Source organism: Stenotrophomonas sp. 71799_Sma (assembly GCF_056482505.1).
In genome coordinates this window covers 1968613-1990927 of the sequence record NZ_CM151202.1, presented here as the reverse complement: position 1 = coordinate 1990927, position 22315 = coordinate 1968613, and the positions used below count along the sequence as shown (strand labels likewise).

Here is a 22315-nt window from a genome sequence, read left to right as displayed (position 1 = left end):
GCTCGGCAGGATGCGCCATGAACACCGCAGATAATGCAGCCGAGCATGGCTCGGCTCTTCAGGCTGGCAAGCCGGTGATTGATTTCACCGGCCGCCGCGTACTCATCGCCGGCGGCAGCAAGGGCATTGGCCGTGAAATGGCGCTGGCGTTTGCCGGCGCCGGTGCGCAGGTCTCGGCCTGCGCGCGCGGCCAGGCGGGCCTGGATGCGCTGCGCGCCGATGCACAGGCACAGGGTTTCGAACTGCACACGTTTTCCACCGATCTGGCCGATCCAAGCCAGATCCAGGCCTGGCTGCAGGCCGCCGCCGATGCGCTCGGCGGCATCGACGTGCTGGTCAACAACGCCACCGGCTATGGCATGGCCGACGACGAGGATGGCTGGGCCGCCAGCCTGCAGATCGATCTGATGGCGGCCGTGCGTGCATCGCGCCTGGCCCTGCCTTGGCTGCGCGCGTCCAGTGACGCCTGCATTCTCAATCTCTCTTCGATCGCCGCGCAGCAGCCGCGCCCCGGTGGCGCACCCTACGCCGCCGCCAAGGCCGCGCTTTCGCACTACACCACTTCGCAGGCGCTGGCGCTGGCCAAGGATCGGATCCGGGTCAATGCCATCGCACCGGGCTCGATCGAGTTCGATGACGGCCTCTGGGACCGCCGCCGCACCGAAGACCCGGCGCTGTACCACGGCACGCTGGCGAAGATTCCGTTCGGCCGCTTCGGCCACCCGCGTGAGATCGCCGATGCCGCCCTGTTCCTGTGCTCGCCGCTGGCGCGCTGGATCACCGGCCATGTGCTCAACGTGGATGGTGGCCAGGTGTTGATGGGCTGACACCGGCACGCCGGTAGTTGCCAACCTTGGTTGGCATGCCTTTCGTCGACCAAGGTCGACGCCTACCACGGCTGGAATGCCTTTCGTCGACCAAGGTCGAGGCCTACCTGGCTGAAATGCCCTGCCTCTGCCAAGGTCGACGCCCACCATCGCATCCGCCGGGCATGGGATTGCCCGGGCAGAGGCACTATCATGTGCACACTGCCAAGGAGGACCCCGATGAGCGTGGCACCCCGACAGACAAGCGCCCTGGCCGTGGTCAGCCTGGTCATGGGCATCGCCAGCTGGACCGTCCTGCCCTTCGTGGCCAGCATCGTGGCCATCATCACCGGCCACATGGCCCGCGCCGAGATCCGCCGCCGCCCGCATGAACTGGAAGGCGATGGCCTGGCCGTCACCGGTCTGGTACTGGGCTGGGTGATGGTCGGCGCGGTGATCGCCGCCATCCTGGTCTTCATCCTGTTCTTCGGCGGCCTGGCCTGGCTCGCTGCGATGTCGAACTGACTGCCATGACCGCCTCCGACAGCACTGAACGCTTCAGCAGCCGCGTCGCCGATTACGTCCGCTACCGGCCCGATTACCCACCCGCGCTGCTGGAATGGCTGCACGGCCCGATGGGCGTCAGCCGCGAGGCGCTGGTCGCCGACATCGGCGCCGGGACCGGTATTTCCAGCCGCCAGTTCCTGGCCAGCGGCCATCCGGTAGTCGCGGTTGAGCCCAATGCCGCCATGCGGGGCGCGGCCGAGCAATGGCTGGCACCGCAGTACCCGCAGTTCCGCGCGGTCGACGGCCGCGCCGAGGCCACCACACTGGACGACGCCAGCATCGATCTGGTCAGTGTCGCGCAGGCCTTCCACTGGTTCGACACCGTGGCGGTGCGCGCCGAGTGGCAGCGCATCCTGCGCCCGGGTGGCCTGGCACTGATCTACTGGAATTCGCGCCTGCTCGATGCCAGTCCGTTCCTGGTCGGCTACGAACAGCTGCTTCTGGATTACGGCACCGACTACTCCGCCGTGGCCGAGCGCTACCAGGACGATGCCACCATGCAGGCCTGGTTCGGCCCCAGCCTGCGCGGCATGGTCGAGCTGCCGAACGTGCAGCACCTGGACTTCGACGCCCTGCGCGGGCGCCTGCTGTCCTCCTCCTATGCCCCGCAAGCCGGTCATCCGCGTCACGCGCCGATGATCGACGCTCTGCAGGACCTGTTCGCCGCCCACGCGGTCGACGGCCAGGTCGCTTTTGAATATCGAACCCGAGCCTTCCTCGGCACGCTGGACTGAACCGACGCATGTATTCGCTTGCCCGCCCCTTCCTGTTCTCGCTCGACGCCGAGCGCGCCCACGGCCTTGGCCTGTCCGCACTGGACCTGGCCTACCGCACCGGCACCACGCCGCTGCTGGCCGCACGCATCGCGCCGATGCCCAGCACGGTGTTCGGGTTGACCTTCCCCAATCCGGTCGGCCTGGCCGCCGGCCTGGACAAGAATGGCGAGCACATTGATGCGCTGTTCGCGCTGGGTTTCGGCTTCGTCGAAATCGGCACCATCACCCCGCGCCCGCAGGCCGGCAATCCGCAGCCGCGCCTGTTCCGCCTGCCGGAACACAACGCGATCATCAACCGCATGGGCTTCAACAATGCGGGCGTGGACGCGCTGGTGCGCAACGTCGAGCGCGCGCGCAACCGCCGCGGCCTGCTCGGCATCAACATCGGCAAGAACAAGGACACCCCCAACGAACAGGCCGTGGACGATTACATCGCCTGCCTGGACAAGGTGTACCCGCTGGCCGACTACATCACTGTCAACATCTCCTCGCCCAACACCGCCGGCCTGCGTGAACTGCAGGAAGAAACCGCGCTGCGCCAGCTGGTCAGCCAGTTGCGCGACCGCCAGGAAGATCTCGCGGCCCGCCACGGCCACCGCGTGCCGATGCTGGTCAAGGTGGCACCGGACCTCAGCGAGCGCGACATCGATGCCGCTGCCCGCGTACTGGGCGAACTGCAGGTGGACGGCGTGATCGCCACCAACACCACCATCGACCACAGCAAGGTGGCCGGCGACCCGCTGGCCAACGAGGCCGGTGGCCTGTCCGGCGCGCCGGTGCTGGAGCAGTCCACCCTGGTACTGCGCCGCCTGCGTTCGCGCCTGCCCGAGTCGGTGCCGTTGATCGGGGTCGGCGGCATCCTGTCCGGTGCCGACGCCGTGGCCAAGATGGCTGCTGGTGCGGCCCTGGTGCAGTGCTACAGCGGCCTGATCTTCCGCGGCCCGGCCCTCGTCTCCGAATGCGTGGAGGCGATCCGTCGCCGCCGCGAAGCGCCGAGCCGCGGCGCGGTGGCCCCACTGTGAGCACACCCATGGATACCGTCGACGGCAACGCCCCGCTGCGCTGGACGCTCACCCGCAATGCGCCGCTGCAGGCCCTGAACACCTTCCATGTGCAGGCCAGCGCCGCTCAGCTGCTGGAACTGCACGATCCCACGCTGCTGCCGGAAGTGCTGGCATTGCCCGACGTGGCCAGCGGCCCGCTGCTGGTGCTGGGTGCCGGCAGCAACGTGCTGATCGCCGAGGACCTGCCGGGCACCGTGCTGGTGTTCGGCAACCGTGACATCAGCTTCCTCGAGCATCGCGCCGACCATGCCGTGATCCGCGCCGGTGCCGGTGTGCCGTGGCACGGCCTGGTGATGTGGTCGCTGCAGGAAGGCCTGTCCGGCCTGGAAAACCTCGCCCTGATTCCCGGCACCGCCGGTGCCGCGCCGATCCAGAACATCGGCGCCTACGGCGCGCAGGTCGGCGAGTTCATCCAGGCCGTCGAAGCCTGGGACTGCCAGGAACAGGCCTGGGTGCGGCTGGACAACGAACAGTGTGGCTTCGCCTACCGCGACAGCGTGTTCAAGCAGCAGATGGACCGCTACCTGATCACCGCCATCGAACTGAAGCTGCCACTGCTGCATGACCTGCGCATGGACTACGCCGGCATCCGCGAGGAACTGCAGGCGCAGGGTGTGGAATTGCCCAGTGCGGTGGACGTGGCCAATGCGGTGATCGCGATCCGCCGCCGCAAGCTGCCCGACCCGGATGTACTGGGCAACGCCGGCAGCTTCTTCAAGAACCCGGTACTGCCGCTGGAACAGGTCGACGTGCTGCTGCAGCACTTCCCCGACCTGCCCGTGTTCCCGGCCGAGCAGGACGGCAAGCGCAAGGTCTCGGCGGCATGGATGATCGAGTCCTGCGGCTGGAAGGGCTTCCGCGAAGGCGATGCTGGCGTGGCGCCGAGCCACGCACTGGTGCTGGTCAACCACGGCAACGCCACCGGCGCTGAACTGCTGGCGCTGGCGCGACGCATCTCTGCTTCCGTGCTGGAGAAGTTCGGCGTGCCGATCGAACCGGAGCCCCGCCTGCTCGGCGCACAGTGGTGAACACCCCCGCCCTCTCCCCCAGCGCCACCCCGATGCGGGCGGCGCTGCTGATGCTCGGCAGCACGATGGCATTCGGCCTGATGGCCCTGGCGATCCGCTACGCCACGCGCTACGTGCCCACCCAGGAAGTGGCGTTCTTCCGCAATGCCTTCGGCCTGCTGGCGTTGCTGCCGATGCTGCTGCGGCCAGGCCACGCGCCGCTGAAGACCCAACAGCTGCCGCGCTACTTCGTGCGCAGTGCGATCGGCCTGGGATCGATGCTGTGCGCGTTCTGGGCCCTGGGCCACCTGCCGTTGGCGCAGGCGGTGTCGCTCTCCTACTCCACGCCGCTGTTCGTCACCATTGCCGCCGTGCTGTGGCTGGGCGAGACCGTGCGCGTGCGCCGCTGGGCGGCGGTGGTTGTCGGTTTCATCGGCGTGTTGGTGATCGTCCGCCCCGGTACCGCGGGCTTCACTGCAGGCAGCCTGGTGGCGGTGGGTGCGGCCGTGCTCAGTTCGCTGGTGGCGATCCAGATCAAGCAGCTGACCCGCATCGACAGCGCCGACACCGTGGTGCTCTATACCTACGTGTTCTGGGTGCCGCTGTCGCTGATCCCGGCAGTGTTCGTCTGGGTCTGGCCCACCGGCATGGCGTGGCTGTGGCTGCTGGCCACCGGCGTGCTCGGCACCATCGGCCAGCTGCTGTGGACACGTGCGCTGCGCCTGGGCGAAGTCTCGGCACTGACCCCGATCAGTTTCCTGCAGCTGCCGCTGGTCACGTTGTGCGGCTGGCTGCTGTTCAACGAAACGGTGGACCGCTGGACGATCATCGGTGCCGGCATCATCCTCGCCGCCAACGCCTACATCGCCCATCGCGAGGCCGTGCTGTCGCGCCGCGCCGCAAGCGCGGCGGCCTCGGCAGCGGCCAAGCCCGCCGAGTAGATCCGCGCCCTGCGCGGATGATTCCTGTCCGCCTGATCAACGATGGCGGCGCGAAGAGCAGCCGAGCGCAACTGTAGAGTCGAGCCATGCTCGACTCATCGCGCGCAGCGCGACGCCTCATCGATGGCAGGTGACGTGCATTTACAACGCCCGATACACCCGCTCCGCCGCATCGAACACATTGCCCGGCGCGAACTGCTCGCCCAGGTAATGCAGCGACTGCCGGCGCAGTTGCGGCGAACGCTCCTCACCATCGCTGCCCAGCAGCATCTGCTGGAACTCGATCAGGTCCTGCAGGATGCGCCAGTGCCGGTACCAGGCGATCCAGCGCGGATCCCCCAGGTCGCTGCCATAGCCTGCTGCGAAATCGAGCGGATTCTCACGGCCCCAACGTCCGCCCACGGCACCACCGATGAACATCAGGTCGCGCTCGCGCGGTGCCAGCGACAGGCCATCCCAATCAATCAGGTGCAGGCCCCCGTCATTGCCCATCAGCAGGTTGCCGGCATGCAGATCGGTGTGGCACAGGTGCAGGTCTACCGGCACGTCCTGCAAGGTCGCGAGCAGTTCCCGTGCCTGTGAATGCAGCGCCGCGATGCGCGCATGCTGCTGGTCCCATACCGAAACGAATGCGCGGCCCAGCCCGTCCTTCGCGGCCGCCAGACCCTCGCCGGCCAACCACTGCCCGACGGTCTCCAGCGCCGCGGTTTCCAGCCGGACGATCGGCAGCGCCTGCTGCAGTTCCGCCGGCAGCTGCGCGCCGTGCAGGCGCCGCAGCACCTCACCCAGCCGTTTCCACTGGGTGCGGCTCAACGCTGCCTCGAACCCGGACTGGCCTTCCACATAAGGGAACAGGGTGAACTGCAATCCCCAGCGCTGTACCGACGCACCACCGGTCAGTGCCGGCCACGGCGCGACGATCTCATCGAGACCCAACGTGCCGCGCATCCAGTGCAGGCTGTCCCACACCGATGGGTCGACCTGGTAGGTGCGGCATTTCAACCACCACTGCCCGTGCCGCGCATCGACGCGATACACGCTGGCATTGGCGTCGGCGCCCACCGGGCGTGGCACCACGGCGGTGGGGGTGATGCCATAGGATCGTTGCAGGACTTCGCCGAGATGCTGCGCCGAAGCGAATGACATGGATGCAAGCGGAAAGTGTTACCTGCCGCCACTATCGCAGATGCGCTCGCCACGACACAGACATGTCCGTCACAACATCACCTCGGCACGACCAAAGAACTAGCCTGCAATACGGCGCATCACCGCCTCCAGCGGACCGCGCGCGAACTGCCATGACCACAGCCACGCCGCAGCGGTCGCCAGCATCAGGAACAGCAGCGCCCACAGCAGCACCGACGCGAGCGAGGCACTGCCATCAAGCAGGCCCAGGCTTTCCAGCGTGCCCATGCCCAGCAGGATGTGACCCACATACAGGGTCAGGGTCATGCGCCCGGCCGCGGTGAACGGCTCCAGCCAGTCGCCTGGATGTACCCGTGCCAGCCACAGGCAGGCGGCGATGACACTGCAGGCCGCGCCCGCACCAGTAAGCACGTAGGCGGGTCCTGGCGGCATCGGATGCGTACCCAGCCACGCCTGCCAGGGCGTTCCGTGCGCAAGATGCTGCACGCCCTGGCCGGCGCCGATCAGCAGCAGCCCCAGCACCAGCAACGCATGCTGCACCCGCGGCTGCGACAACGGAAGGCGCGCCAGCAGCATGCCCAGCAGGAAGAAGCACAGCCACGGCATCAACGGGTGGAAGCCATTGAACAGCAGGTTGCGGGCCGCGCCCGGCCATTGCCACAGACCGGCGTATTCCAGCGTCTGCCAGTTCCATCCCTGGCTGTAATCCCAATGCAGCAACGCCCAGAACGAACAGGCCGCCAGGCCCACGATGCTGGCCAGCAACACCCGCGGCGAGGCACGCAGCCACAGCACCGCCAGCGCGAAGTACACCGCGTAGTAGTGCAGGATATCGGCCGGGAACAGGGTCAGGTTGAGCAGGCCCAGCACCATCAGGAACAGCGCGCGCCTCCAGGTCTGCACGCTGGCCGGCCACCCCCCTTGCCGCTGCGTGGCCAACACCAGGCCCAAGCCAGCCAGCGTAACGAACGTCGCCGAAGCCTTGCCTTCCAGCAGATGGAAGAACCCTGCCAGCCAACCCTCACCCTCTGCCGGCACGGCCATCGCCAGACGGAAATTCACCAGCACCATGCCGGCCAGTGCCAGGTAGCGTGCCAGATCCAGGCCGTGCAGCCGCCGGTCCATGGCGCTCATGCACGCGCCCCCAGCAGCAGCGCGAGCAGGCCAAGATCCAGCGATGCTTCATCGGTGCCCTCGGCTTCGCCCAGCCCCCGACGCAGTGCGTCGCTTTCGATGGCATCCAGCAGCACCTGCGCCTGCAGTGCCGGCGCCAGTACGGGACGCCGACGTTCGCGCTGTGCCATCTGCTGCAGGGCTTCGGCCAGCGTCGCCTGCAATTGCCTGCGATTGGCCGCGAAGGCCTCGGCCACGGCCGGATTGCGTGCGCTCTCGGCCAGCACCTCCACCGCAAGTGTTGCCCATTCCGGCTGCCGGCACAGCGCATGGAAGTCCTGCAGGAAGGCCATCACCTGTGTGCGTTCGCCATCGGACGCGGCCAGTCGCTGCAGCAACGGTGCCAGTTCTTCGCTCTCGGCCACCGCCACCGCAAGGATGATCGCCTCCTTGCCCGGGAAGTGGTTGTAGAGATTGCCCAGGCTGACGCCGGCCGCCTGCGCGATGTCACGCATGCTGGTCTGGTGGAATCCCTTCACGAGGAAGCACTGCAGGGCGGCCTGCAGGATCTGCGCGATGCGTTGCTCGTTGCGGTCGGCTCGGTTCATGGCGCAAATAGTGAACGAACGTTCGTCCGATTAGAAGCTGGCAATCCAGCCAACGCCGGGCTCCGTTCAGCCAGCCTTGACCTCAACTGCGGTTGAGGCCCGATGCTGCGCGGCCTGTCCCACGCTCAACCCGGAGTTCCTGCATGCCACGGATGATCACCACCCTGCTCGACAGCCGCGTGCTGTGGTTCCTCGCGCGGCTGTTGCTGGCCGTGGTGTTCCTGTCCTCGGGCCTGGCCAAGCTGCTGGCGTGGGACAACAGCGTGGCCGAAATGCAGGCCGCCGGATTGCAACCGCCTGTGCTGTTCAACATCGCCAGCGCCGTGGTGCTGCTGGGCGGCGCACTGTGCCTGCTGCTCGATCGCCTGCTCTGGCTGGGCAGCGGCGCGCTGGCGGTGTTCATGCTGCTGACCATCGTCATCGTGCATACCTTCTGGAACAAGCACGGCGCCGAACAGCAGCTGGCCCTGTTCTTCGCGCTGGAACACCTGAGCGTGGTCGGTGGCCTGATCTGCGCGGCCATCGCCAGCCATGCGCGGGCTCAGAAGAACTCGTCGAGCAACCGGTAGAACGCCAGCCGGCGCTCGTCGGCCACCGCACCGTAGCGTTGGAACAACGGCGCAACCCAACGCGTGTCGCCGAAGTTGTGGACCAGGCTGCGCGCGGCCAGCGCCAGATCCTGGTAGCGGTCGGCCACACCCAGCCGGCCACAGTCGATGAAACCACTGAAGCGGCCCTCGACCACCATCAGATTCGGCAGGCACGCATCGCCATGGCTGACCACCAGGACTTCATGGTCGGGCCGGGTACTGCACAGTTCAGCGAAGACCTGCTGTGGGCTCTGGCCCAGGCGTTCGTCATCGAAATCATCGGCATCCACCAGGCCCGCTTCAACGCGGGCCTGCGCAACCTGCACGCGCGACGCCAGTCGCTGGTCGAACGGACAGGCTGCCACCGGCAACGCATGCAGCCCGCGTAGCGCGTCGGCCAGCAGCTCCACCAGCTGCTGCGGCGCGAGCTCCGGCGACGAGGCCAGGTCGCGGCCAGGCAGCGCGCTCATCAGCAACCAGCGCCGGCCCGCCTCTTCGGCAGTGGCAATCACCGCTGGCACCGGTTGTCCCTGTGCCTGCAGCCAACGCAGGCGTGCGATCTCATCGCCCAGCTCACTGAAGGCGTCGATCACTTCCGACTTCAGGAAGGCATCGGCCTGGCCCGGCCGATGCACGCGGGCAACATCCGCACGCGACACACCGATCGATTGCCGCTCGATGCGCGCATCGGCCAATGCGTCCTGCCACGCCCACGGCAGCGGCATGTCATCAGTGATGGGTTTGGGTGCTTCCATGCCGAGGTGTTCCTGTTGCCGGTGACCCCACGGATTCTCGCTCATCCTGCATGGACCGCAGCCAACAACAACGCGGAAAGGTACATGCCCAGGCCGAACACACTGTGCGCCACCAGGCTGCGCAGGCGCGCCTTGCCCGGCGCCGGGGTCTTCGAAGCGGCAATGCCCGCGCCCATGCCCGGCTGCAGGATGAGGAACGGTGCGGCGACGCTGAGGATGCCGAAGGCCAGCGCCGGCCACAGTGTCGGCGCCTGCACCCAACCGTTCCCCACCACGGCCAGCAGCAACGCGGCGAAGACCACACCGATCACGTAATGCGCGGTCCAGCCCAGCGCGCGCTCGCCACTGACCGCAGCCGCGCGGCCGATGCCATCGTGGCGGAAGCGCCCGCGCGGCAGATGCCCCAACCAGCGGCCCACCATCGCGAAATCCAGCGAGGGAATGCCGAGCAGCCGCCGCTGCACCAGCGCCCACAGGTCCATCACAGCGGTCGCTCCCACGCCGACTACCACCGAATCCATCACGAATGTCGCCAGGCCAGCCATATCGCACACCTTCAATTATTTGCTTGAATGATAGAGCGATGCTAGCGTGCGCCGCATGAACGCTGCAACAGAGCCACCGCTCTCACCGCTGGAAGCCTTGGCCGAAATCGCCCGCACGCTCGGCCATGCCCATCGCCTGGCCCTGCTGGAGCACATCGCCCAGGGCGAGCGCGCCGTGGAGCGCCTGGCCGACCTGACCGGGCTGTCGGTGGCCAATACCTCCCAGCATCTGCAGCAGCTGCGCCGTGCCGGCCTGGTTCAGACCCGACGCGATGGCAAGCGCATCCTCTACCGCAGTGGTGAGGGTCCGCTGGGCAACCTGCTGGCCGCGCTGCGCGACTATGCCGACCACCAGCGCAGCGAGATGCACGGCGTGATCCACGACAGCCTGCAGCGCCGCGATGCTCTGGAAGGCCTGACTGTCGAGCAGTTGCTGGAACAACGCAGCAGCGTGGTGCTGCTGGATGTGCGGCCGCGTGAGGAATTCGATCTGGGACACCTGCCCGGCGCGCTGAACATTCCCGTTACGGAACTGCGTGCACGGATGGACGAACTGCCGCGTGCCGTCCACATTGTCGCGTATTGCCGCGGTCCCTACTGCGTGCTGTCCAACGATGCGGTGGCGATGCTGCGCGAGGCCGGACTGACCGCGCAGCGGCTCGCCGCCGGTTACCCCGAATGGAAGGCCGCCGGCCTGCAGGTGGACCTGCCCCGGCACTGAGCGAGACACCGGTCATGGATGATGTGTTTGCCCCGTTGATCGATGCGACCTGGCGCAGCGTGTTCTCCGGGCAGCGCATGCTGCAGGATGATCCACTGCTGCAGTTGGCGTGCAGCGATGATTTCGATGAGGGCGAGGACGGCATGCTGCTGCAGCCGGTCGTGGGCCCCGCGCGCGCACTGCTGCGCCCGGCCCTGGCCGCTCGCCTGCAACTGCACGCGCAGCCGCACTGGACGCTCCCGCAGCTGCAACTGCGCCTGCAGCAGCTCGGCCAGCGCACGCATGGCGCGGATCGCGTCTTCTACTTCCCCGCCGCAGAACTTGCGGCCCTGGCCGAGCGCCCTGCACCGCCACATATCCGCTGTCTTGGCCCGGCCGACGCAGCCGCGTTCGACGGGTTCCAGGCCAGCGCGAGCGAGGAGGATCTGGATGCCGCCTGGGTCGAGCTGGACCACTGGCAGGTGTTCGGCGCCTTCGATGGCGAGCGGCTGGTTGCCGCGGGAAGCATGTACCCGTGGAGCCTGGATCCGGCCCTGGCCGACATGGGCGTGCTGACCCTTCCCGAAGCCCGCGGTCGCGGGCACGCGCGCCAGCTGGTACGCGCCATGGCCGTGTCCGCGCGGGCGGCCGGGCTGCAGCCGCAGTACCGTTGCCAGCTCGACAACACCGCCTCGATCATTACCGCCGAACGCAGCGGCCTGCGTGCGTTCGCCGATTGGGACACCGTTCTGGCGGTCGACTGAGGCCGCCGCAGTACAACAAGGAAGCAACATGAAATTGATGGTCATCGGCGCCAGCAGGGGCCTCGGTCGGGCGTTCGTGGAAGGCCTGTGCAGTGCAGGCGACACCGTCATCGGCGTTTCACGCAACCGACCGCGCGATATTGAATGCCCCGAGGGCGTCACCCTGCAGTGGATCGAAGCCGATCTGTCCCAGCCGACCGTGGCTGCCGACCACATCGCAGCACAGGCACCTGCCGATCTGGATGTGCTGATCCACAACGTGGGCATCTGGGAACAGACCGCCTTCAGCGACGAGTACGCCTTCCTCGACCAGAGCGATGCCGCACTCACCCAACTGGTCGACGTCAACATCACCGCAACCCTGGTGCTGCTGCAGCGCCTGCTGCCGCGGGTGCTGCGCGCATCACGCCCGCAGCTGGTGCTGACCGGCTCGACCTCGGCACTGCCACGCAGCGGCCGCCCGGAAGTGGCGTTCGGCGCATCCAAGTTCGCGCTCAACGGCATCGCCGATGCACTGCGCGAGGGCTTCCGCGATCGCCGCCTGGCGGTGACCAGCCTGCAGCTGGGCTACCTCAACACCGACGATGCACTGTCAGTGCCGGTGGCCGAGGCCGCAGCGCGCGGCGACGGCGAGCTGGTGCCGGTGCACGACGTCGTTGCGATGGTGCGCGCGTTGCTGCAGTTGTCACCGTCCGGCTTCGTGCGCGAACTGGTGCTGCCGGCCATCGCCGACCCGCGCTACTGACCGACTCTGCGCAGGCCAGGCTCGGCCTCTTCGCGCAACAGGTACCCAAGCACGATGGCGGTCAGCACGGTCGCCATCGCCAGGACAAACAGCTGGCCACGGACGGACTCCATGTATGCCTGGGCCAGCGCCGTTCTCGAAACGCCGGGCAATGCCTCCACCGCTCCGCCAAGGTCGCCCATGGACAGCCGATGCACGGCGGCACGGGCCACGACGCTGGCCTCAAGCGCCATACTCCCACCAATGCGGGATGAGAGCATGATGCCGACAAGCGCGAGGGCAATGGAATCGCCTGCCAGTCGCATTGCGTTGAAGATGCCCGCGGCCATGCCTGCCTGCTCTTTGCCAACCACGCTGACCGCCAGGCCATCCATGATCCCCCAAGGCAGACCGATGCCGATCCCGATGACCAGCATCGGCATCCAGCGCACCGAAGGTAGCTGGAACACCTGCGCCAGCCATGCCAGCCCAAGCGCGCCGATCAACAGGCCCGCACAACACAGCGTCCGCGCCGGAATCCAGCGCAGCAGGTGACCCGCAACCAGGGGGACAACCAGCAATGGCGCAGACAGTGCTGCCATCGCCAGTCCAGCCTCGGTGGGCCGCAGCCCTTCAACACCGATGAACCCCGCCGGCAGCACCACCAGAAGAACGACGTACGAGAACGCGGGGGCAGCGGCGAGAATCTGCACGCCAACAAAGCGCCGGTTGCGGAACAGGCCGAGATCCAGCAGCGGTGTTCGATGGGAGCGCTCGACGGCAATGAACGCGGCCAGCAACACCATCGAGAGCGCCAGCAGTACCAGCGTCTGCGGATGCAACAGGCCGCGTTCCGGCAGCACGATCATGGCGTAGGTGAGTGACCCCAGCGCCAGCATGAAGGTGACGGCGCCCAGCCAATCCAGGCGTGGCGAACCGGTGCTCTTCGATTCGACGGATGACAGGGCGACCAACGGTACGGTCAGGGCGGCCAGCAACGCAGGCAGGAAGAACACCCATTCCCAGCCCAGCGCATCGATCAATCCGCCTGCCAGCAGCGGACCGCCTGCGGCTCCTGCACCAAAGGTGGTGCCGATCAGGCTGAACACCCTTGCCCGCGCCTGGCCGTCGAACACCTGCGCCAGCGACGCCATCGCACCGGCAAACGCAGCCGACGCCGCCATCCCCTGAAGCAGTCGCAGTGCATTGATCCACGCCACACCGGGCATCAAGGGGATCAGGCCGGTGACCAGCGCAAACGACGCGCCGCCCAGAAGCCAGATCCGGCGCCTGCCATGCAGATCGGCCAGCCCACCGGCCACCAGCGTGGTGCAGCCGTAGGTCAACAGATAAGCGTTGATGATCCAGGACAACGCCGCAGGCGAACCGCCCAGCGCGTCCCGGATGGCGGGAATGCCAACGGCGGGGCTGGCAATGCTCAACGGAATGGTGAGCGCCGTCAGGCAGCCCGCCAGCACCACTCCAAAGCGTGATGATCCGGCCGTCTCAGCAGAAGCAACTGACATGTCGATGAAACTCCAGCGTGGCCAGGCGCCACCGCATTGATGCTAGCGACGACGCTATCGCGTAAAAATCCATCGTTGTGTCCGTGCTTTAATGACATTAACGTCATCAATGGCCATGTCATGGACAGCTTTGCCGGTCTCAGCCTCTTCGTTCTGGTCGCCGAGGCACGCAGCTTCGCGGCCGCAGCACGACAGCGTGGCATCACCCCTTCGGCGGCAAGCAAGACCATCGCCCGGCTGGAAGAGCGTCTGGGCACCCGCCTGCTGAATCGCAATACCCGCAGCGTCAGCCTGACTGCCGAAGGCGAGCAGTTCCTTGAACGCTGCCGTCGCATCATGACCGAGGTCGCCGCAGCGGAGCGCGAGCTGACCGACGCCCAGGCCGCGCCCAGCGGTCGCCTGAAGGTCAGTCTTCCACTCGCCAGCGGACTGATGCTGCCGGTGCTATCGGCCTTTGCGCACCGCTTTCCCGCCATCGAGCTCGACCTGCACTTCAGCGACCGTCTTGTCGATGTCATCGAGGAGGGCTTCGACGCCGTTGTCCGCACGGGCATCCCCGCCGACTCCAGGCTGCACGGCCGCAACCTCGGCAGTGCCCGCCTGCTCTGTGTGGGCGCCCCTGCGTACTTCGCCAAGCGCGGCACGCCACAGCACCCGGAGGATCTGAGCGGCCACGCGTGCCTTCTCCATCGCTTTCCCGGCACCGGCCTGATCGAACGTTGGCCACTGCCCACGCATGAGGGAGGCACCGAGCTGCGACTGACTGCCGCAATGACCGCCAATCATCTTGAGACGATCCTGCACATGGCCATTGATGGCCATGGCATTGCGTGCCTGCCCGACTTCGCCACGCGTGATGCGCTGGACCGCGGTGAACTCGTCAGCGTCCTGGACCCATGGAGCACCGAGCGCAGCACCTTCTGGGCCCTCTGGCCAAGCCATCGCCATCAGCAGCCGCGTGTACGCGCGTTCGTGGATTTCATGGCCGAACACCTCCTGCCCGAACGCAGCCAGCGCAATTGAACCTGCGCGCTGCTGCGACTACGCTGCTCGTCACTGGCCGTCGGTCACAGGCGGGAACCTGCTATGGATGCGCTTTCACGGGTCTCGGCCCAGGTCCTGGACAGCGCCCTGCCCAGCCTGCCGCTGTACCTGCTGCAGGCCACGGCGGTGATCGGCATGATCGGCGTGCTGCTGATCGCCACCCGCCGCGCCGGGCACGCCATTGAAGGCCGTCGCCTGTATGTCGGCGTGGCGCTGGGCCTGATCTACCTGTTCAATTCCTGGTTCGTGGCCCGTTACACCCAGGGTGTGGTCAAGCTGCACCTCGGCTTCGACATCCTGCTGGTCAGTGGCCTGCTGGGCGGTTGGCGCGGCGGCCTGACCTGCCTGGCCGCCAGCCTGCTGGCGCGCTACCAGTTTGCCGGCACCCAGTATTTCCTGCCAGCCGGCCTCGAGGCCACGCTGCAGATGCTGGCCGGCGTCTGGCTGCGCAGGCGCCTGCACCCGCGCATGCTCAATGAGCTCTCGCTGCGCGTGATCCTGCAGGCCTGGGGCGTGCGTATCGCCGTCACTGCGTTGGGCCTGGCACTGGGCGTCGCAATCATCGGCGCCAATCAGCTGCCCGTGGAGGAGTTGGCAATCCAGCGGCTGCTGGCACTGCCACTATCGCTGCTGATGCTCGGCGCGGTGTTCGCGCTGGTCTACAACGATGCGCAGATCGATGCACAGCGTCAGCGCGAACAGGCCTGGCTGCGCATCGATCCGATCAGTGGCCTGCCCAACATGCGTGCACTTGGCGAACGCCTGCAACATTACTGGCGCGACAACGACGGCATCGGCAAGGCCTGCCTGATCGTGGCCGAGATGGGCAACCTGCGCGATCTGCGCCTGCGCTATGGTCCGCTGCAGGACAACGGCCTGTGGCAGCGCGACAGCACCGACGAGGTGCATCGGCTGCTGCCCTCGCTGCCAGCCGGGCAGCTGGAGATCTACCAGTTCGGCGATGCCGCGCTGGCGATCCTGGTGCGCGACCTGACCTTGTTCGAACTGCGCACGCAGCCGCAGATCACCGAGCTGGCCAGCAACCTGGCCGATCGGGTCGGCCGCGATTGGCCCGGCTTCCGGCCGCTGTTCCGCTGTGCGGTGGTCGAATTGAAGCCCCCCGCCGATGCCGACGAAGGACATCTTCCGTTCCGCGCGATCACCGTGGCGCTGAGTGCGATCGAATCCGGCGTCGTGTTCTTCGACGACCCGATCCAGCGCGACAGCGAGATCGACGCCCTGATCGAAGTCGCCCTCGAACGCTGGCTGCAGCAGGGAGATGCCCCCCTGTGCTACCAGCCCAAGCATCGTCTGCAGGATCGCCAGCTGGTCGGCGCCGAAGCACTGCTGCGCATGCGCGACGGCGAGGGCCGGCTGATCGCGCCGATGCGGGTGATCTCGCTGCTGCGCCGGCAGGGGCGGTTGGCTGAACTGGAATGGGCCACGCTGCAGTCGGCCATCCACTTCCTGCAGCATTGCCGACGCGATGGCTCGCAGCTGAAGATCGCCGTGAACGTTTCGGCCGAGTCACTGCGCCTGCCCGACTTCGGCCTGCGCCTGCAGGAATTGCTGGCACTGCACGATGTGCCCGGCGTGATGCTGCGCCTGGAGATCGTCGAATGGACCGAGATCGTCGAGCGCGACGTGGTCGATGCCAACATCGCACAGCTGCTGGCGGCGGAGGTCACGCTGTCACTGGATGATTTCGGTGCCGGCTATTCAACCCTGATCCTGCTCTCGCAGCTGGCCATTGCCGAGGTCAAGATCGAGCAGGCGTTGATTGCCACCCTGTCCGACGCCAAGTCGCAGTCGATCGTTCGCTTCATCGTCGAAGTCGCGCATCGCTGCGGTGCGATCGTGGTGGCCGAGGGTACCGAAACCCTCGCGCAGGAACAGCAACTGCGCGCACTGGGTGTGGATGTCGGCCAGGGCTATCTGTACTCGGCGGCGCTGCCGGCCGACGAGTTCCGCCGCTTCGCCGCCAGCTAGACCGCGTAGTAACCCAGGAACATCGCCACCGCCGATTCGGCCACGCGTGCGCGCTCCTGTTCGTTCAACGGCGCCTGCCCCATCGTCACCTGTGGCCAGAATGCAAAGCTCTTCACCAGCCCGTGCAGCTGGTGGCCGGCGAACTCCGGATCGACCTGGCGCAGCCGGCCATCGGCGATTGCCGCGCGGATCCACGCACTCTCACCGCTTTCCTTCTCGCCCATGCGGCAGACGATGGCCTGCGCACGTTCCGGCGAATGGATGATCTCGGCCATCGCCACCCGCGCCAGGTCGATGAAGTTGGCATCACTGAGCAGCTCCAGCTTCTGCCCCAGCAGCTGCATCAGCTGCGCCTGCAGCGGCTGGTCGGCGCGGTACGGCAGTGCGTCGCTGGCCACGCTGCGCTCCCACAGCTCCTCCAGGATCATCGAGAACAACGCTTCCTTGCTCGGGAAGTGGTTGTAGACGGTGCGCTTGGAGACCCCGGCCACCTCGGCGATGCGGTCCATGCTGGTCGCCTCGTAGCCCGATGCACGGAACTCCTCCACCGCCGCACGCACGATGGCTTCGCGTTTGCGGTCGGTCAGGCGTTGCGGGGCACGGGACATGGCAGGAACCAGATAACTGAACGGACGACACCATTTTACACCCGGCAGTGTACTTTTGAAAAACACGAAACTACACTGTGCAGTGTACCCAGCGGACGTCACCCATGAAGCGCCTGCTCCTTGTCCTTTTGCTTGGAATCCTCGCCGTGACCGCCTACACCTTCTGCAAGTCCTGGTCCCTCCCCGACTTCCCCGATTCGCCGCAGTACCGCGACGGCAAGTTCCGCAATGCCCTGCCGCGTCCGGCGATGGGCCTGCGCGATGGCGCGGAGATCTGGTGGACGTTCCTGTTCAACAAGCCCAAGGGCACCGTGCCCGCCCACCCCATTCCGGTGCTGCCGCTGGACCGCGCCACCCTGGACGCCGCGCCTGATCGCAGCCTGTTCCGGCTCGGGCATTCCACGATCCTGCTGAAGTTGCGTGGCCAATACTGGCTGACCGATCCGGTGTTCTCCGAGCGCGCCTCGCCGGTGCAGTGGATGGGCCCGGCCCGCTTCCACGCGCCGCCGATCAGCATCGACCAGCTGCCGCCGATCGCCGGCGTGATCCTCTCGCACAACCACTACGACCACCTGGACCATGCCGCGGTGATGCAGCTGGCCGGCAAGACCGCGCGCTTCATCGCACCGCTGGGTGTGGGCGACCAGCTGATTGCGTGGGGCGTGGACGCCAGCAAGGTGGAACAGCTGGATTGGTGGCAGTCCACCGAAGCCAGCGGCCTGCGCCTGACCGCCACCCCGGGCCAGCATTTCTCCGGCCGTGGGCTGGGCGACAGCGATCGCAGCCTGTGGGCGTCATGGGTGATCCAGGACGATGACTTCCGCATCTTCTTCAGCGGCGACACCGGCTACTTCGACGGCTTCAAGGCCATCGGTGAGAAGTACGGCCCGTTCGACCTGACCATGATCGAAACCGGTGCCTACGACCCGCGCTGGGCGTTCGTGCACATGCAGCCCGAGCAGACCCTGCAGGCGCACCTGGACCTGCGCGGCAAGTGGCTGCTGCCGATCCACAACGGCACCTTCGATCTGGCGCTGCACGCCTGGCAGCAGCCGTTCGAGCGCATCACTGCATTGGCTGGCGCAAAGAACGTGCCGGTGGCCACGCCGATGATGGGCGAAGCACTGGACATGCAGGCGCCGCAGGCGGGTACGCGCTGGTGGGAGACGGTGGAGCTGTAATGGAGGATGTCGCTTGACCTGCCGGAAGCCATGTAGAGCCGAGCCATGCTCGGCTGCTTCTGAGAAGTGCGCCGTGGACGTCAAACAAGCTCAGCTTTGGAGTCACCGCAATTGGAGACGCCGCCAGCATTGCTGACATCGACATGCACGGTTATCAATTCGGCTTCCGGTACCGCATTCTGGACCTGCACGCATGCGGCACGCGCGACATCGTCTGCGGCTGTGCCTTCTCGCTGGAATCGCAACGCCAACACGCCCGGCGAACCACTGCCCAGCAGCGCATCGTCGCACCCCACCTCTGCAAGACCTCGCTCAAATGCACTGAGATCTTTTCCGGTATCAGGCACTCGGTACATCAGCGTGAAACTGAACTCCATCATCAATCCATTTCAGATCGGTGGTCGTTGCCAATCAGCATAGGGGCAAGCCTGCAGCCGTCCAGAGCCACATCCGTCAGCGCTCCCGCGATGGCAGCGCCAGCGCCCGGCGGCGCTGCAGTGCGTCATGTAACCGATTACATCCCTTGCTAGCCTAGCGCTCGCCCGAATCCGGCCGAACCTGCGAGGCTGTCCGTAATGACGTTGCGCGCCGAACGTTCCAAGGTCTTCCGCTCACCTGCCCCATGGCGACCTGCCGCCACTCTGATGCTCGCCGTCCTGGCATCCTCCGCGCAGGCACAGACATTGCCACCACGCAGCCAATGGCAGGCCAGCGCGTCCTCGCAGCAGGTACCGGCGATGGCGATCAGCCACCTGATCGACGGCGACCCCAAGACCGTCACCGGCGGCGCCTTCAGTCCGGGCCACTGGTTCCAGATCGATCTGGGTGCACCGACGATGCTGGCGGGCGCACGGATCACCTGGGATGTCTCCAATCCAGAGGGCTATTCACTGCAGACCTCGCTGGACGGCACACAGTGGCAGACCGCGTACACCATGGCCGATTCGCTGGGCGACGTGGAAACGCTGTCCTTCGCGCCACGCCAGGCGCGCTACCTGCGGTTGGCCAGCCCACAGCGCACATCCGATTGGGGCGTGTCGATCTTCGAGATGGAGCCGCTGGACAGCACGCTCAGCGCACGCATCAGCGGTGTCGATGCAGCGCAGGCGGCGGCGCTCTGGCAAGGCGGTGGCACCGTCGCGGTTCCAGCCGGAAAAGGTGGATCCCATACGCTCGAGATCATGCTGCCTCGCACCCAGTCCACGGCCGGTCTCGCGGTCGACTGGGCCGATGGCGGGCGCGGCGCCGCCCGCTTGCGGGCGCAGGACGCACAGGGCCGATGGCAGGACCTCGCACACGATGCACAGGCGGCCAGCCATCGGCAGAGTTGGCTGGCTGCTGACACGGCACAACCTCTACGCGCATTCCGCCTGGCCGTGGACGGCGCTGCCCCGCAGATCGCGCGCCTGCGCCTGCTTGGCCCGAAAGCCGTGATGACGCCGATGAAGCGCTACCAGATTGCCGCCAGCGGTGCGCAACGTGCCTTGTTCCCCGCCTCGCTGCAGATGCAGCAGACCTACTGGACCGCCGTGGGTGTGCACGCGGGTCGGCAGAAATCCATCTTCGACGAATACGGCAACCTGGAAGCGTTCAAGGGTGCGCCGCTGGTACAGCCGATCTGGCGAAGCGCCGACGGGCGTGCTGCAGGTGCCGCCGGTCAGCCCGTACAGCACGCCCTGCGCGATGGCTGGAAGCCTATGCCTTCGGCCACCTGGTCGCCGCAGCCTGGGCTGGAGCTGCGCAGTGAGGTGTTCGCCATCGAGCGCGATGGCCAGCCGGTGACCTTCCTCCGCCATCGACTGCACAACACCGGCAGCACCCGGATCGACGGCACGCTCAGTCTGGTCGTGCGTCCGATGCAGATGAATCCGCCGTGGCAGAACGGCGGGCTGTCGCCGATCCGGGACGTGCGCATCGACGGACAGGCCGTGCGCATCAATGGCCGCACGCTGCTGCATTCGCTCACGCCAGTGGCTGCGTCCGGCGTGGCGCCGTTCGGGAAGGACGGCGCAACGGAGATCACCGCGGACGTCGCTGCCGGCGAACTGCCTTCCTCGCAGCAGGCACGTGACGAGCAAGGACTGGCCGCAGCCGCATTGAGCTACCGGATCCGCCTCGCGCCCGGTGCCAGCGATGCGGTGGTCGTGGCGTTCCCACTCGGTACCGCCGCTGCCGATGCCAATGGCGTGCTGCCCGAGGCGCCTGCGCTTGACCTGTCCACGCTGCCCCGTGATGCCAATGCGGCGTTCGAGACGCTGGCCACGCAGGCGTCCGCAGATTGGCAGGCGCGGCTGGGCCAGGTCGGCCTGCGCCTGCCCGATCCCTCGCTGGTCGACATGCTGCGCGCGCAGGCTGCCTACATGCTGATCAACCAGACCGGCCCGGCCATGCAGCCCGGCCCGCGCAACTACAACCGCTCCTTCATCCGCGATGGCATGGCCACCTCGGCGGTGCTGCTGCGCATGGGCGAAGCCAAGGTCGCGCGCGACTACCTGGCGTGGTACAGCCAGCACGGCGTGCACGGCAGCGGACTGGTCTCGCCGATCCTCAACGACGATGGCAGCGTCAACACCGGCTTTGGTTCGGACATCGAGTACGACAGCCAGGGCCAGTATGTGGCACTGGTCGCCGATGTCGCCCGCCTCGATGGCGGTGCGGAGTCGGTGCGCGCGTACCTGCCGAAAGTGAAGGCGGCGCTGCGCTTCCTGCAGCAGCTGCGCGAGCGCACGCTGGTAGCGGGTTACATGGCTGACCAGCCAGCGCCGGAGCGCTTCGCGGGCATTCTTGCGCCGTCGATCAGCCATGAGGGCTATCCGTCGCCCACCCACAGCTACTGGGATGACTACTGGGGCCTGAAGGGCTGGCACGACGGCGCGTGGCTGGCAGAGGCACTTGGCGACCATGAAACCGCCCGTTGGGCGCGCGAACAGTACAAGCTGCTGTACGACGCACTGCATGCCTCGATCCGGGCGACGATGGCGTGGAAGGGCATCGACTTCATTCCGTCCTCGGCGGATCTGGGCGATGGTGATCCCACCGGCGTTTCGATTGCATTGGACCCCACCGGTGCGCAGAGCGTGCTGCCGGCAGATGCATTGCGGACCACCTTCGCCCGCTATCTGGACGATGTGCGCAAGCGCAACCAGCCCGGCGCGCTGTACGCCTATACGCCCTACGAAATCCGCAATGTGCTGAGCTATGTGCACCTGGGCCAACCCGAAGCAGCCGACGAACTGCTGCAGGGCCTGCTGCATGATCGGCGCCCGCGCGAGTGGCAGGTTCTGGCCGAGGTCGTGCACTCTCGACTGCGTTTTCCGCGCTATCTCGGCGACATGCCGCACACCTGGATCGGCGCCGAATACGGCCGCACGCTGTTCGGCATGTTGATGCGCGAGGACGATGACGCGTTGTCATTGCTGCCGGGCACACCGCCTTCGTGGGTGGCGGGCGATGGATTGGCGGTGGAGCGTCTGCCGACCGCGTATGGCACGTTGCAGATGCAGGCGCGGCAGCGCGACGGGCTGCTGACAGTGGTGATTGGCGAGGGGCTGCGCAAGGACACCGCCGTGCGCATGTGGTGGCCGAACCGGACCGCGCCGAAGTCTGTGCGCGTGGATGGACGCAGCGTTTCCGACTTCGATGCAGAGGGCGTGCGCCTGGCGAAACCGTTCCGGACGTTGGAAGCGGTCTGGTAATGCAGCCGAGCATGGCTCGGCTCTACAGAAATCAGACTCTGCGAGTAGATCCACGCCATGCGTGGATGCTCTTGTAGAGTCGAGCCATGCTCAACGCATCGCACACCACGCGAACTGCAGCCGAGCATGGCTCGGCTCTACAAAAGCAGCGGTAGCTGCCGGGCCA

The 22315-nt window shown here is 66.9% G+C and carries 22 protein-coding genes; 14 read left to right on the top strand and 8 right to left on the bottom strand.

The annotated features are described in order from the left end of the window. Positions 1–17: 17 nt before the first annotated feature. The 6 genes from ACZK4Z_RS09270 (at position 18) to ACZK4Z_RS09245 (ending at position 5161) form a co-directional block, all read left to right on the top strand. A complete protein-coding gene (locus ACZK4Z_RS09270) occupies positions 18–827 on the top strand; it encodes an SDR family NAD(P)-dependent oxidoreductase (RefSeq protein ID WP_478451426.1) in 810 nt (269 codons plus the stop codon). Between the two features lie 219 nt (positions 828–1046). Next, entirely contained in the window at positions 1047–1331 is a 285-nt protein-coding gene (locus ACZK4Z_RS09265) for a DUF4190 domain-containing protein (protein ID WP_010484694.1), read from the top strand. 5 nt (positions 1332–1336) lie between these two features. Further along, positions 1337–2107, top strand: a complete 771-nt coding sequence (locus ACZK4Z_RS09260) for a class I SAM-dependent methyltransferase (RefSeq protein WP_478451425.1) — start codon at positions 1337–1339, stop codon at positions 2105–2107. 8 nt (positions 2108–2115) lie between these two features. Then, positions 2116–3171 carry a quinone-dependent dihydroorotate dehydrogenase gene (locus tag ACZK4Z_RS09255; protein WP_293794770.1) on the top strand — a complete coding sequence of 352 codons (1056 nt, stop codon included), beginning with the start codon at positions 2116–2118 and terminating at the stop codon, positions 3169–3171. Positions 3172–3179: 8 nt separating this feature from the next. After that, on the top strand, positions 3180–4241 hold the full coding sequence (gene murB, locus ACZK4Z_RS09250; protein ID WP_478451423.1) for a UDP-N-acetylmuramate dehydrogenase: 1062 nt from the start codon (positions 3180–3182) through the stop codon (positions 4239–4241). Between the two features lie 32 nt (positions 4242–4273). Next, positions 4274–5161, top strand: a complete 888-nt coding sequence (locus ACZK4Z_RS09245) for a DMT family transporter (protein ID WP_478451544.1) — start codon at positions 4274–4276, stop codon at positions 5159–5161. Between the two features lie 141 nt (positions 5162–5302). Here the strand turns inward: ACZK4Z_RS09245 and ACZK4Z_RS09240 are convergent, their stop codons facing one another. From ACZK4Z_RS09240 to ACZK4Z_RS09230, 3 genes are all read right to left on the bottom strand, one after another. After that, positions 5303–6307: a phosphotransferase gene (locus ACZK4Z_RS09240; protein ID WP_478451421.1), complete on the bottom strand. Its 1005-nt coding sequence runs from the start codon at positions 6305–6307 to the stop codon at positions 5303–5305. A 99-nt stretch (positions 6308–6406) separates the two neighbouring features. Beyond that, the gene (locus ACZK4Z_RS09235; RefSeq protein ID WP_478451420.1) at positions 6407–7441 is read right to left on the bottom strand and encodes a DUF418 domain-containing protein; all 1035 of its coding nucleotides are present in this window, start codon (positions 7439–7441) and stop codon (positions 6407–6409) included. Next, a complete protein-coding gene (locus tag ACZK4Z_RS09230; RefSeq protein ID WP_071228922.1) occupies positions 7438–8028 on the bottom strand; it encodes a TetR/AcrR family transcriptional regulator in 591 nt (196 codons plus the stop codon). Before ACZK4Z_RS09230 ends, ACZK4Z_RS09235 begins: the two co-directional genes overlap by 4 nt. 143 nt (positions 8029–8171) lie before the next feature. Between ACZK4Z_RS09230 and ACZK4Z_RS09225 the strand changes: the two genes are divergently transcribed. Beyond that, entirely contained in the window at positions 8172–8597 is a 426-nt protein-coding gene (locus tag ACZK4Z_RS09225; protein ID WP_088025763.1) for a DoxX family protein, read from the top strand. On the opposite strand, the gene ACZK4Z_RS09220 is transcribed toward ACZK4Z_RS09225, so the two are convergent. Next, positions 8570–9373, bottom strand: a complete 804-nt coding sequence (locus ACZK4Z_RS09220) for an APH(3')-II family aminoglycoside O-phosphotransferase (protein WP_478451418.1) — start codon at positions 9371–9373, stop codon at positions 8570–8572. The genes ACZK4Z_RS09225 and ACZK4Z_RS09220 overlap by 28 nt on opposite strands. A 41-nt stretch (positions 9374–9414) precedes the next feature. Further along, a complete protein-coding gene (locus tag ACZK4Z_RS09215; protein ID WP_478451416.1) occupies positions 9415–9918 on the bottom strand; it encodes a DUF2938 domain-containing protein in 504 nt (167 codons plus the stop codon). Between the two features lie 55 nt (positions 9919–9973). Between ACZK4Z_RS09215 and ACZK4Z_RS09210 the strand changes: the two genes are divergently transcribed. The 3 genes from ACZK4Z_RS09210 to ACZK4Z_RS09200 are packed head-to-tail and all read left to right on the top strand — an operon-like array spanning position 9974 to position 12127. Then, entirely contained in the window at positions 9974–10639 is a 666-nt protein-coding gene (locus tag ACZK4Z_RS09210) for an ArsR/SmtB family transcription factor (RefSeq protein WP_478451415.1), read from the top strand. A gap of 14 nt (positions 10640–10653) precedes the next feature. After that, a complete protein-coding gene (locus ACZK4Z_RS09205; RefSeq protein ID WP_478451414.1) occupies positions 10654–11382 on the top strand; it encodes a GNAT family N-acetyltransferase in 729 nt (242 codons plus the stop codon). A 28-nt stretch (positions 11383–11410) separates the two neighbouring features. Beyond that, the gene (locus ACZK4Z_RS09200) at positions 11411–12127 is read left to right on the top strand and encodes an SDR family NAD(P)-dependent oxidoreductase (RefSeq protein WP_478451412.1); all 717 of its coding nucleotides are present in this window, start codon (positions 11411–11413) and stop codon (positions 12125–12127) included. On the opposite strand, the gene ACZK4Z_RS09195 is transcribed toward ACZK4Z_RS09200, so the two are convergent. Then, on the bottom strand, positions 12121–13632 hold the full coding sequence (locus ACZK4Z_RS09195; protein ID WP_478451410.1) for an MFS transporter: 1512 nt from the start codon (positions 13630–13632) through the stop codon (positions 12121–12123). The two genes, ACZK4Z_RS09200 and ACZK4Z_RS09195, sit on opposite strands and share 7 nt — an antisense overlap. 120 nt (positions 13633–13752) lie before the next feature. Between ACZK4Z_RS09195 and ACZK4Z_RS09190 the strand changes: the two genes are divergently transcribed. Both ACZK4Z_RS09190 and ACZK4Z_RS09185 read left to right on the top strand, forming a co-directional pair. Continuing rightward, a complete protein-coding gene (locus tag ACZK4Z_RS09190; protein WP_478451409.1) occupies positions 13753–14655 on the top strand; it encodes a LysR substrate-binding domain-containing protein in 903 nt (300 codons plus the stop codon). A 63-nt stretch (positions 14656–14718) separates the two neighbouring features. After that, positions 14719–16665 carry an EAL domain-containing protein gene (locus tag ACZK4Z_RS09185; protein ID WP_478451408.1) on the top strand — a complete coding sequence of 649 codons (1947 nt, stop codon included), beginning with the start codon at positions 14719–14721 and terminating at the stop codon, positions 16663–16665. Here ACZK4Z_RS09185 and ACZK4Z_RS09180 read toward each other — a convergent pair. Then, the gene (locus ACZK4Z_RS09180) at positions 16662–17273 is read right to left on the bottom strand and encodes a TetR/AcrR family transcriptional regulator (RefSeq protein ID WP_049398557.1); all 612 of its coding nucleotides are present in this window, start codon (positions 17271–17273) and stop codon (positions 16662–16664) included. The genes ACZK4Z_RS09185 and ACZK4Z_RS09180 overlap by 4 nt on opposite strands. A gap of 104 nt (positions 17274–17377) precedes the next feature. On the opposite strand from ACZK4Z_RS09180, the gene ACZK4Z_RS09175 reads away from it, so the two are divergent. Continuing rightward, positions 17378–18454: an MBL fold metallo-hydrolase gene (locus ACZK4Z_RS09175; protein WP_478451407.1), complete on the top strand. Its 1077-nt coding sequence runs from the start codon at positions 17378–17380 to the stop codon at positions 18452–18454. Positions 18455–18534: 80 nt separating this feature from the next. Here the strand turns inward: ACZK4Z_RS09175 and ACZK4Z_RS09170 are convergent, their stop codons facing one another. Further along, positions 18535–18831, bottom strand: a complete 297-nt coding sequence (locus ACZK4Z_RS09170; protein WP_071228931.1) for a hypothetical protein — start codon at positions 18829–18831, stop codon at positions 18535–18537. 198 nt (positions 18832–19029) lie between these two features. Between ACZK4Z_RS09170 and ACZK4Z_RS09165 the strand changes: the two genes are divergently transcribed. Further along, positions 19030–22149 carry a galactose-binding domain-containing protein gene (locus ACZK4Z_RS09165; RefSeq protein WP_478451406.1) on the top strand — a complete coding sequence of 1040 codons (3120 nt, stop codon included), beginning with the start codon at positions 19030–19032 and terminating at the stop codon, positions 22147–22149. Positions 22150–22315: the final 166 nt, after the last annotated feature.

Excerpts from the sequence above, each read along its gene's own strand:
- ACZK4Z_RS09270 (WP_478451426.1), top strand. The coding sequence starts at position 18 with ATGAACACCGCAGATAATGCAGCCGAGCATGGCTCGGCTCTTCAGGCT.
- ACZK4Z_RS09265 (WP_010484694.1), top strand. The coding sequence starts at position 1,047 with ATGAGCGTGGCACCCCGACAGACAAGCGCCCTGGCCGTGGTCAGCCTG.
- ACZK4Z_RS09260 (WP_478451425.1), top strand. The coding sequence starts at position 1,337 with ATGACCGCCTCCGACAGCACTGAACGCTTCAGCAGCCGCGTCGCCGAT.
- ACZK4Z_RS09255 (WP_293794770.1), top strand. The coding sequence starts at position 2,116 with ATGTATTCGCTTGCCCGCCCCTTCCTGTTCTCGCTCGACGCCGAGCGC.
- murB (WP_478451423.1), top strand. The coding sequence starts at position 3,180 with ATGGATACCGTCGACGGCAACGCCCCGCTGCGCTGGACGCTCACCCGC.
- ACZK4Z_RS09245 (WP_478451544.1), top strand. The coding sequence starts at position 4,274 with ATGCGGGCGGCGCTGCTGATGCTCGGCAGCACGATGGCATTCGGCCTG.
- ACZK4Z_RS09240 (WP_478451421.1), bottom strand. The coding sequence starts at position 6,307 with ATGTCATTCGCTTCGGCGCAGCATCTCGGCGAAGTCCTGCAACGATCC.
- ACZK4Z_RS09235 (WP_478451420.1), bottom strand. The coding sequence starts at position 7,441 with ATGAGCGCCATGGACCGGCGGCTGCACGGCCTGGATCTGGCACGCTAC.
- ACZK4Z_RS09230 (WP_071228922.1), bottom strand. The coding sequence starts at position 8,028 with ATGAACCGAGCCGACCGCAACGAGCAACGCATCGCGCAGATCCTGCAG.
- ACZK4Z_RS09225 (WP_088025763.1), top strand. The coding sequence starts at position 8,172 with ATGCCACGGATGATCACCACCCTGCTCGACAGCCGCGTGCTGTGGTTC.
- ACZK4Z_RS09220 (WP_478451418.1), bottom strand. The coding sequence starts at position 9,373 with ATGGAAGCACCCAAACCCATCACTGATGACATGCCGCTGCCGTGGGCG.
- ACZK4Z_RS09215 (WP_478451416.1), bottom strand. The coding sequence starts at position 9,918 with ATGGCTGGCCTGGCGACATTCGTGATGGATTCGGTGGTAGTCGGCGTG.
- ACZK4Z_RS09210 (WP_478451415.1), top strand. The coding sequence starts at position 9,974 with ATGAACGCTGCAACAGAGCCACCGCTCTCACCGCTGGAAGCCTTGGCC.
- ACZK4Z_RS09205 (WP_478451414.1), top strand. The coding sequence starts at position 10,654 with ATGGATGATGTGTTTGCCCCGTTGATCGATGCGACCTGGCGCAGCGTG.
- ACZK4Z_RS09200 (WP_478451412.1), top strand. The coding sequence starts at position 11,411 with ATGAAATTGATGGTCATCGGCGCCAGCAGGGGCCTCGGTCGGGCGTTC.
- ACZK4Z_RS09195 (WP_478451410.1), bottom strand. The coding sequence starts at position 13,632 with ATGTCAGTTGCTTCTGCTGAGACGGCCGGATCATCACGCTTTGGAGTG.
- ACZK4Z_RS09190 (WP_478451409.1), top strand. The coding sequence starts at position 13,753 with ATGGACAGCTTTGCCGGTCTCAGCCTCTTCGTTCTGGTCGCCGAGGCA.
- ACZK4Z_RS09185 (WP_478451408.1), top strand. The coding sequence starts at position 14,719 with ATGGATGCGCTTTCACGGGTCTCGGCCCAGGTCCTGGACAGCGCCCTG.
- ACZK4Z_RS09180 (WP_049398557.1), bottom strand. The coding sequence starts at position 17,273 with ATGTCCCGTGCCCCGCAACGCCTGACCGACCGCAAACGCGAAGCCATC.
- ACZK4Z_RS09175 (WP_478451407.1), top strand. The coding sequence starts at position 17,378 with ATGAAGCGCCTGCTCCTTGTCCTTTTGCTTGGAATCCTCGCCGTGACC.
- ACZK4Z_RS09170 (WP_071228931.1), bottom strand. The coding sequence starts at position 18,831 with ATGGAGTTCAGTTTCACGCTGATGTACCGAGTGCCTGATACCGGAAAA.
- ACZK4Z_RS09165 (WP_478451406.1), top strand. The coding sequence starts at position 19,030 with ATGACGTTGCGCGCCGAACGTTCCAAGGTCTTCCGCTCACCTGCCCCA.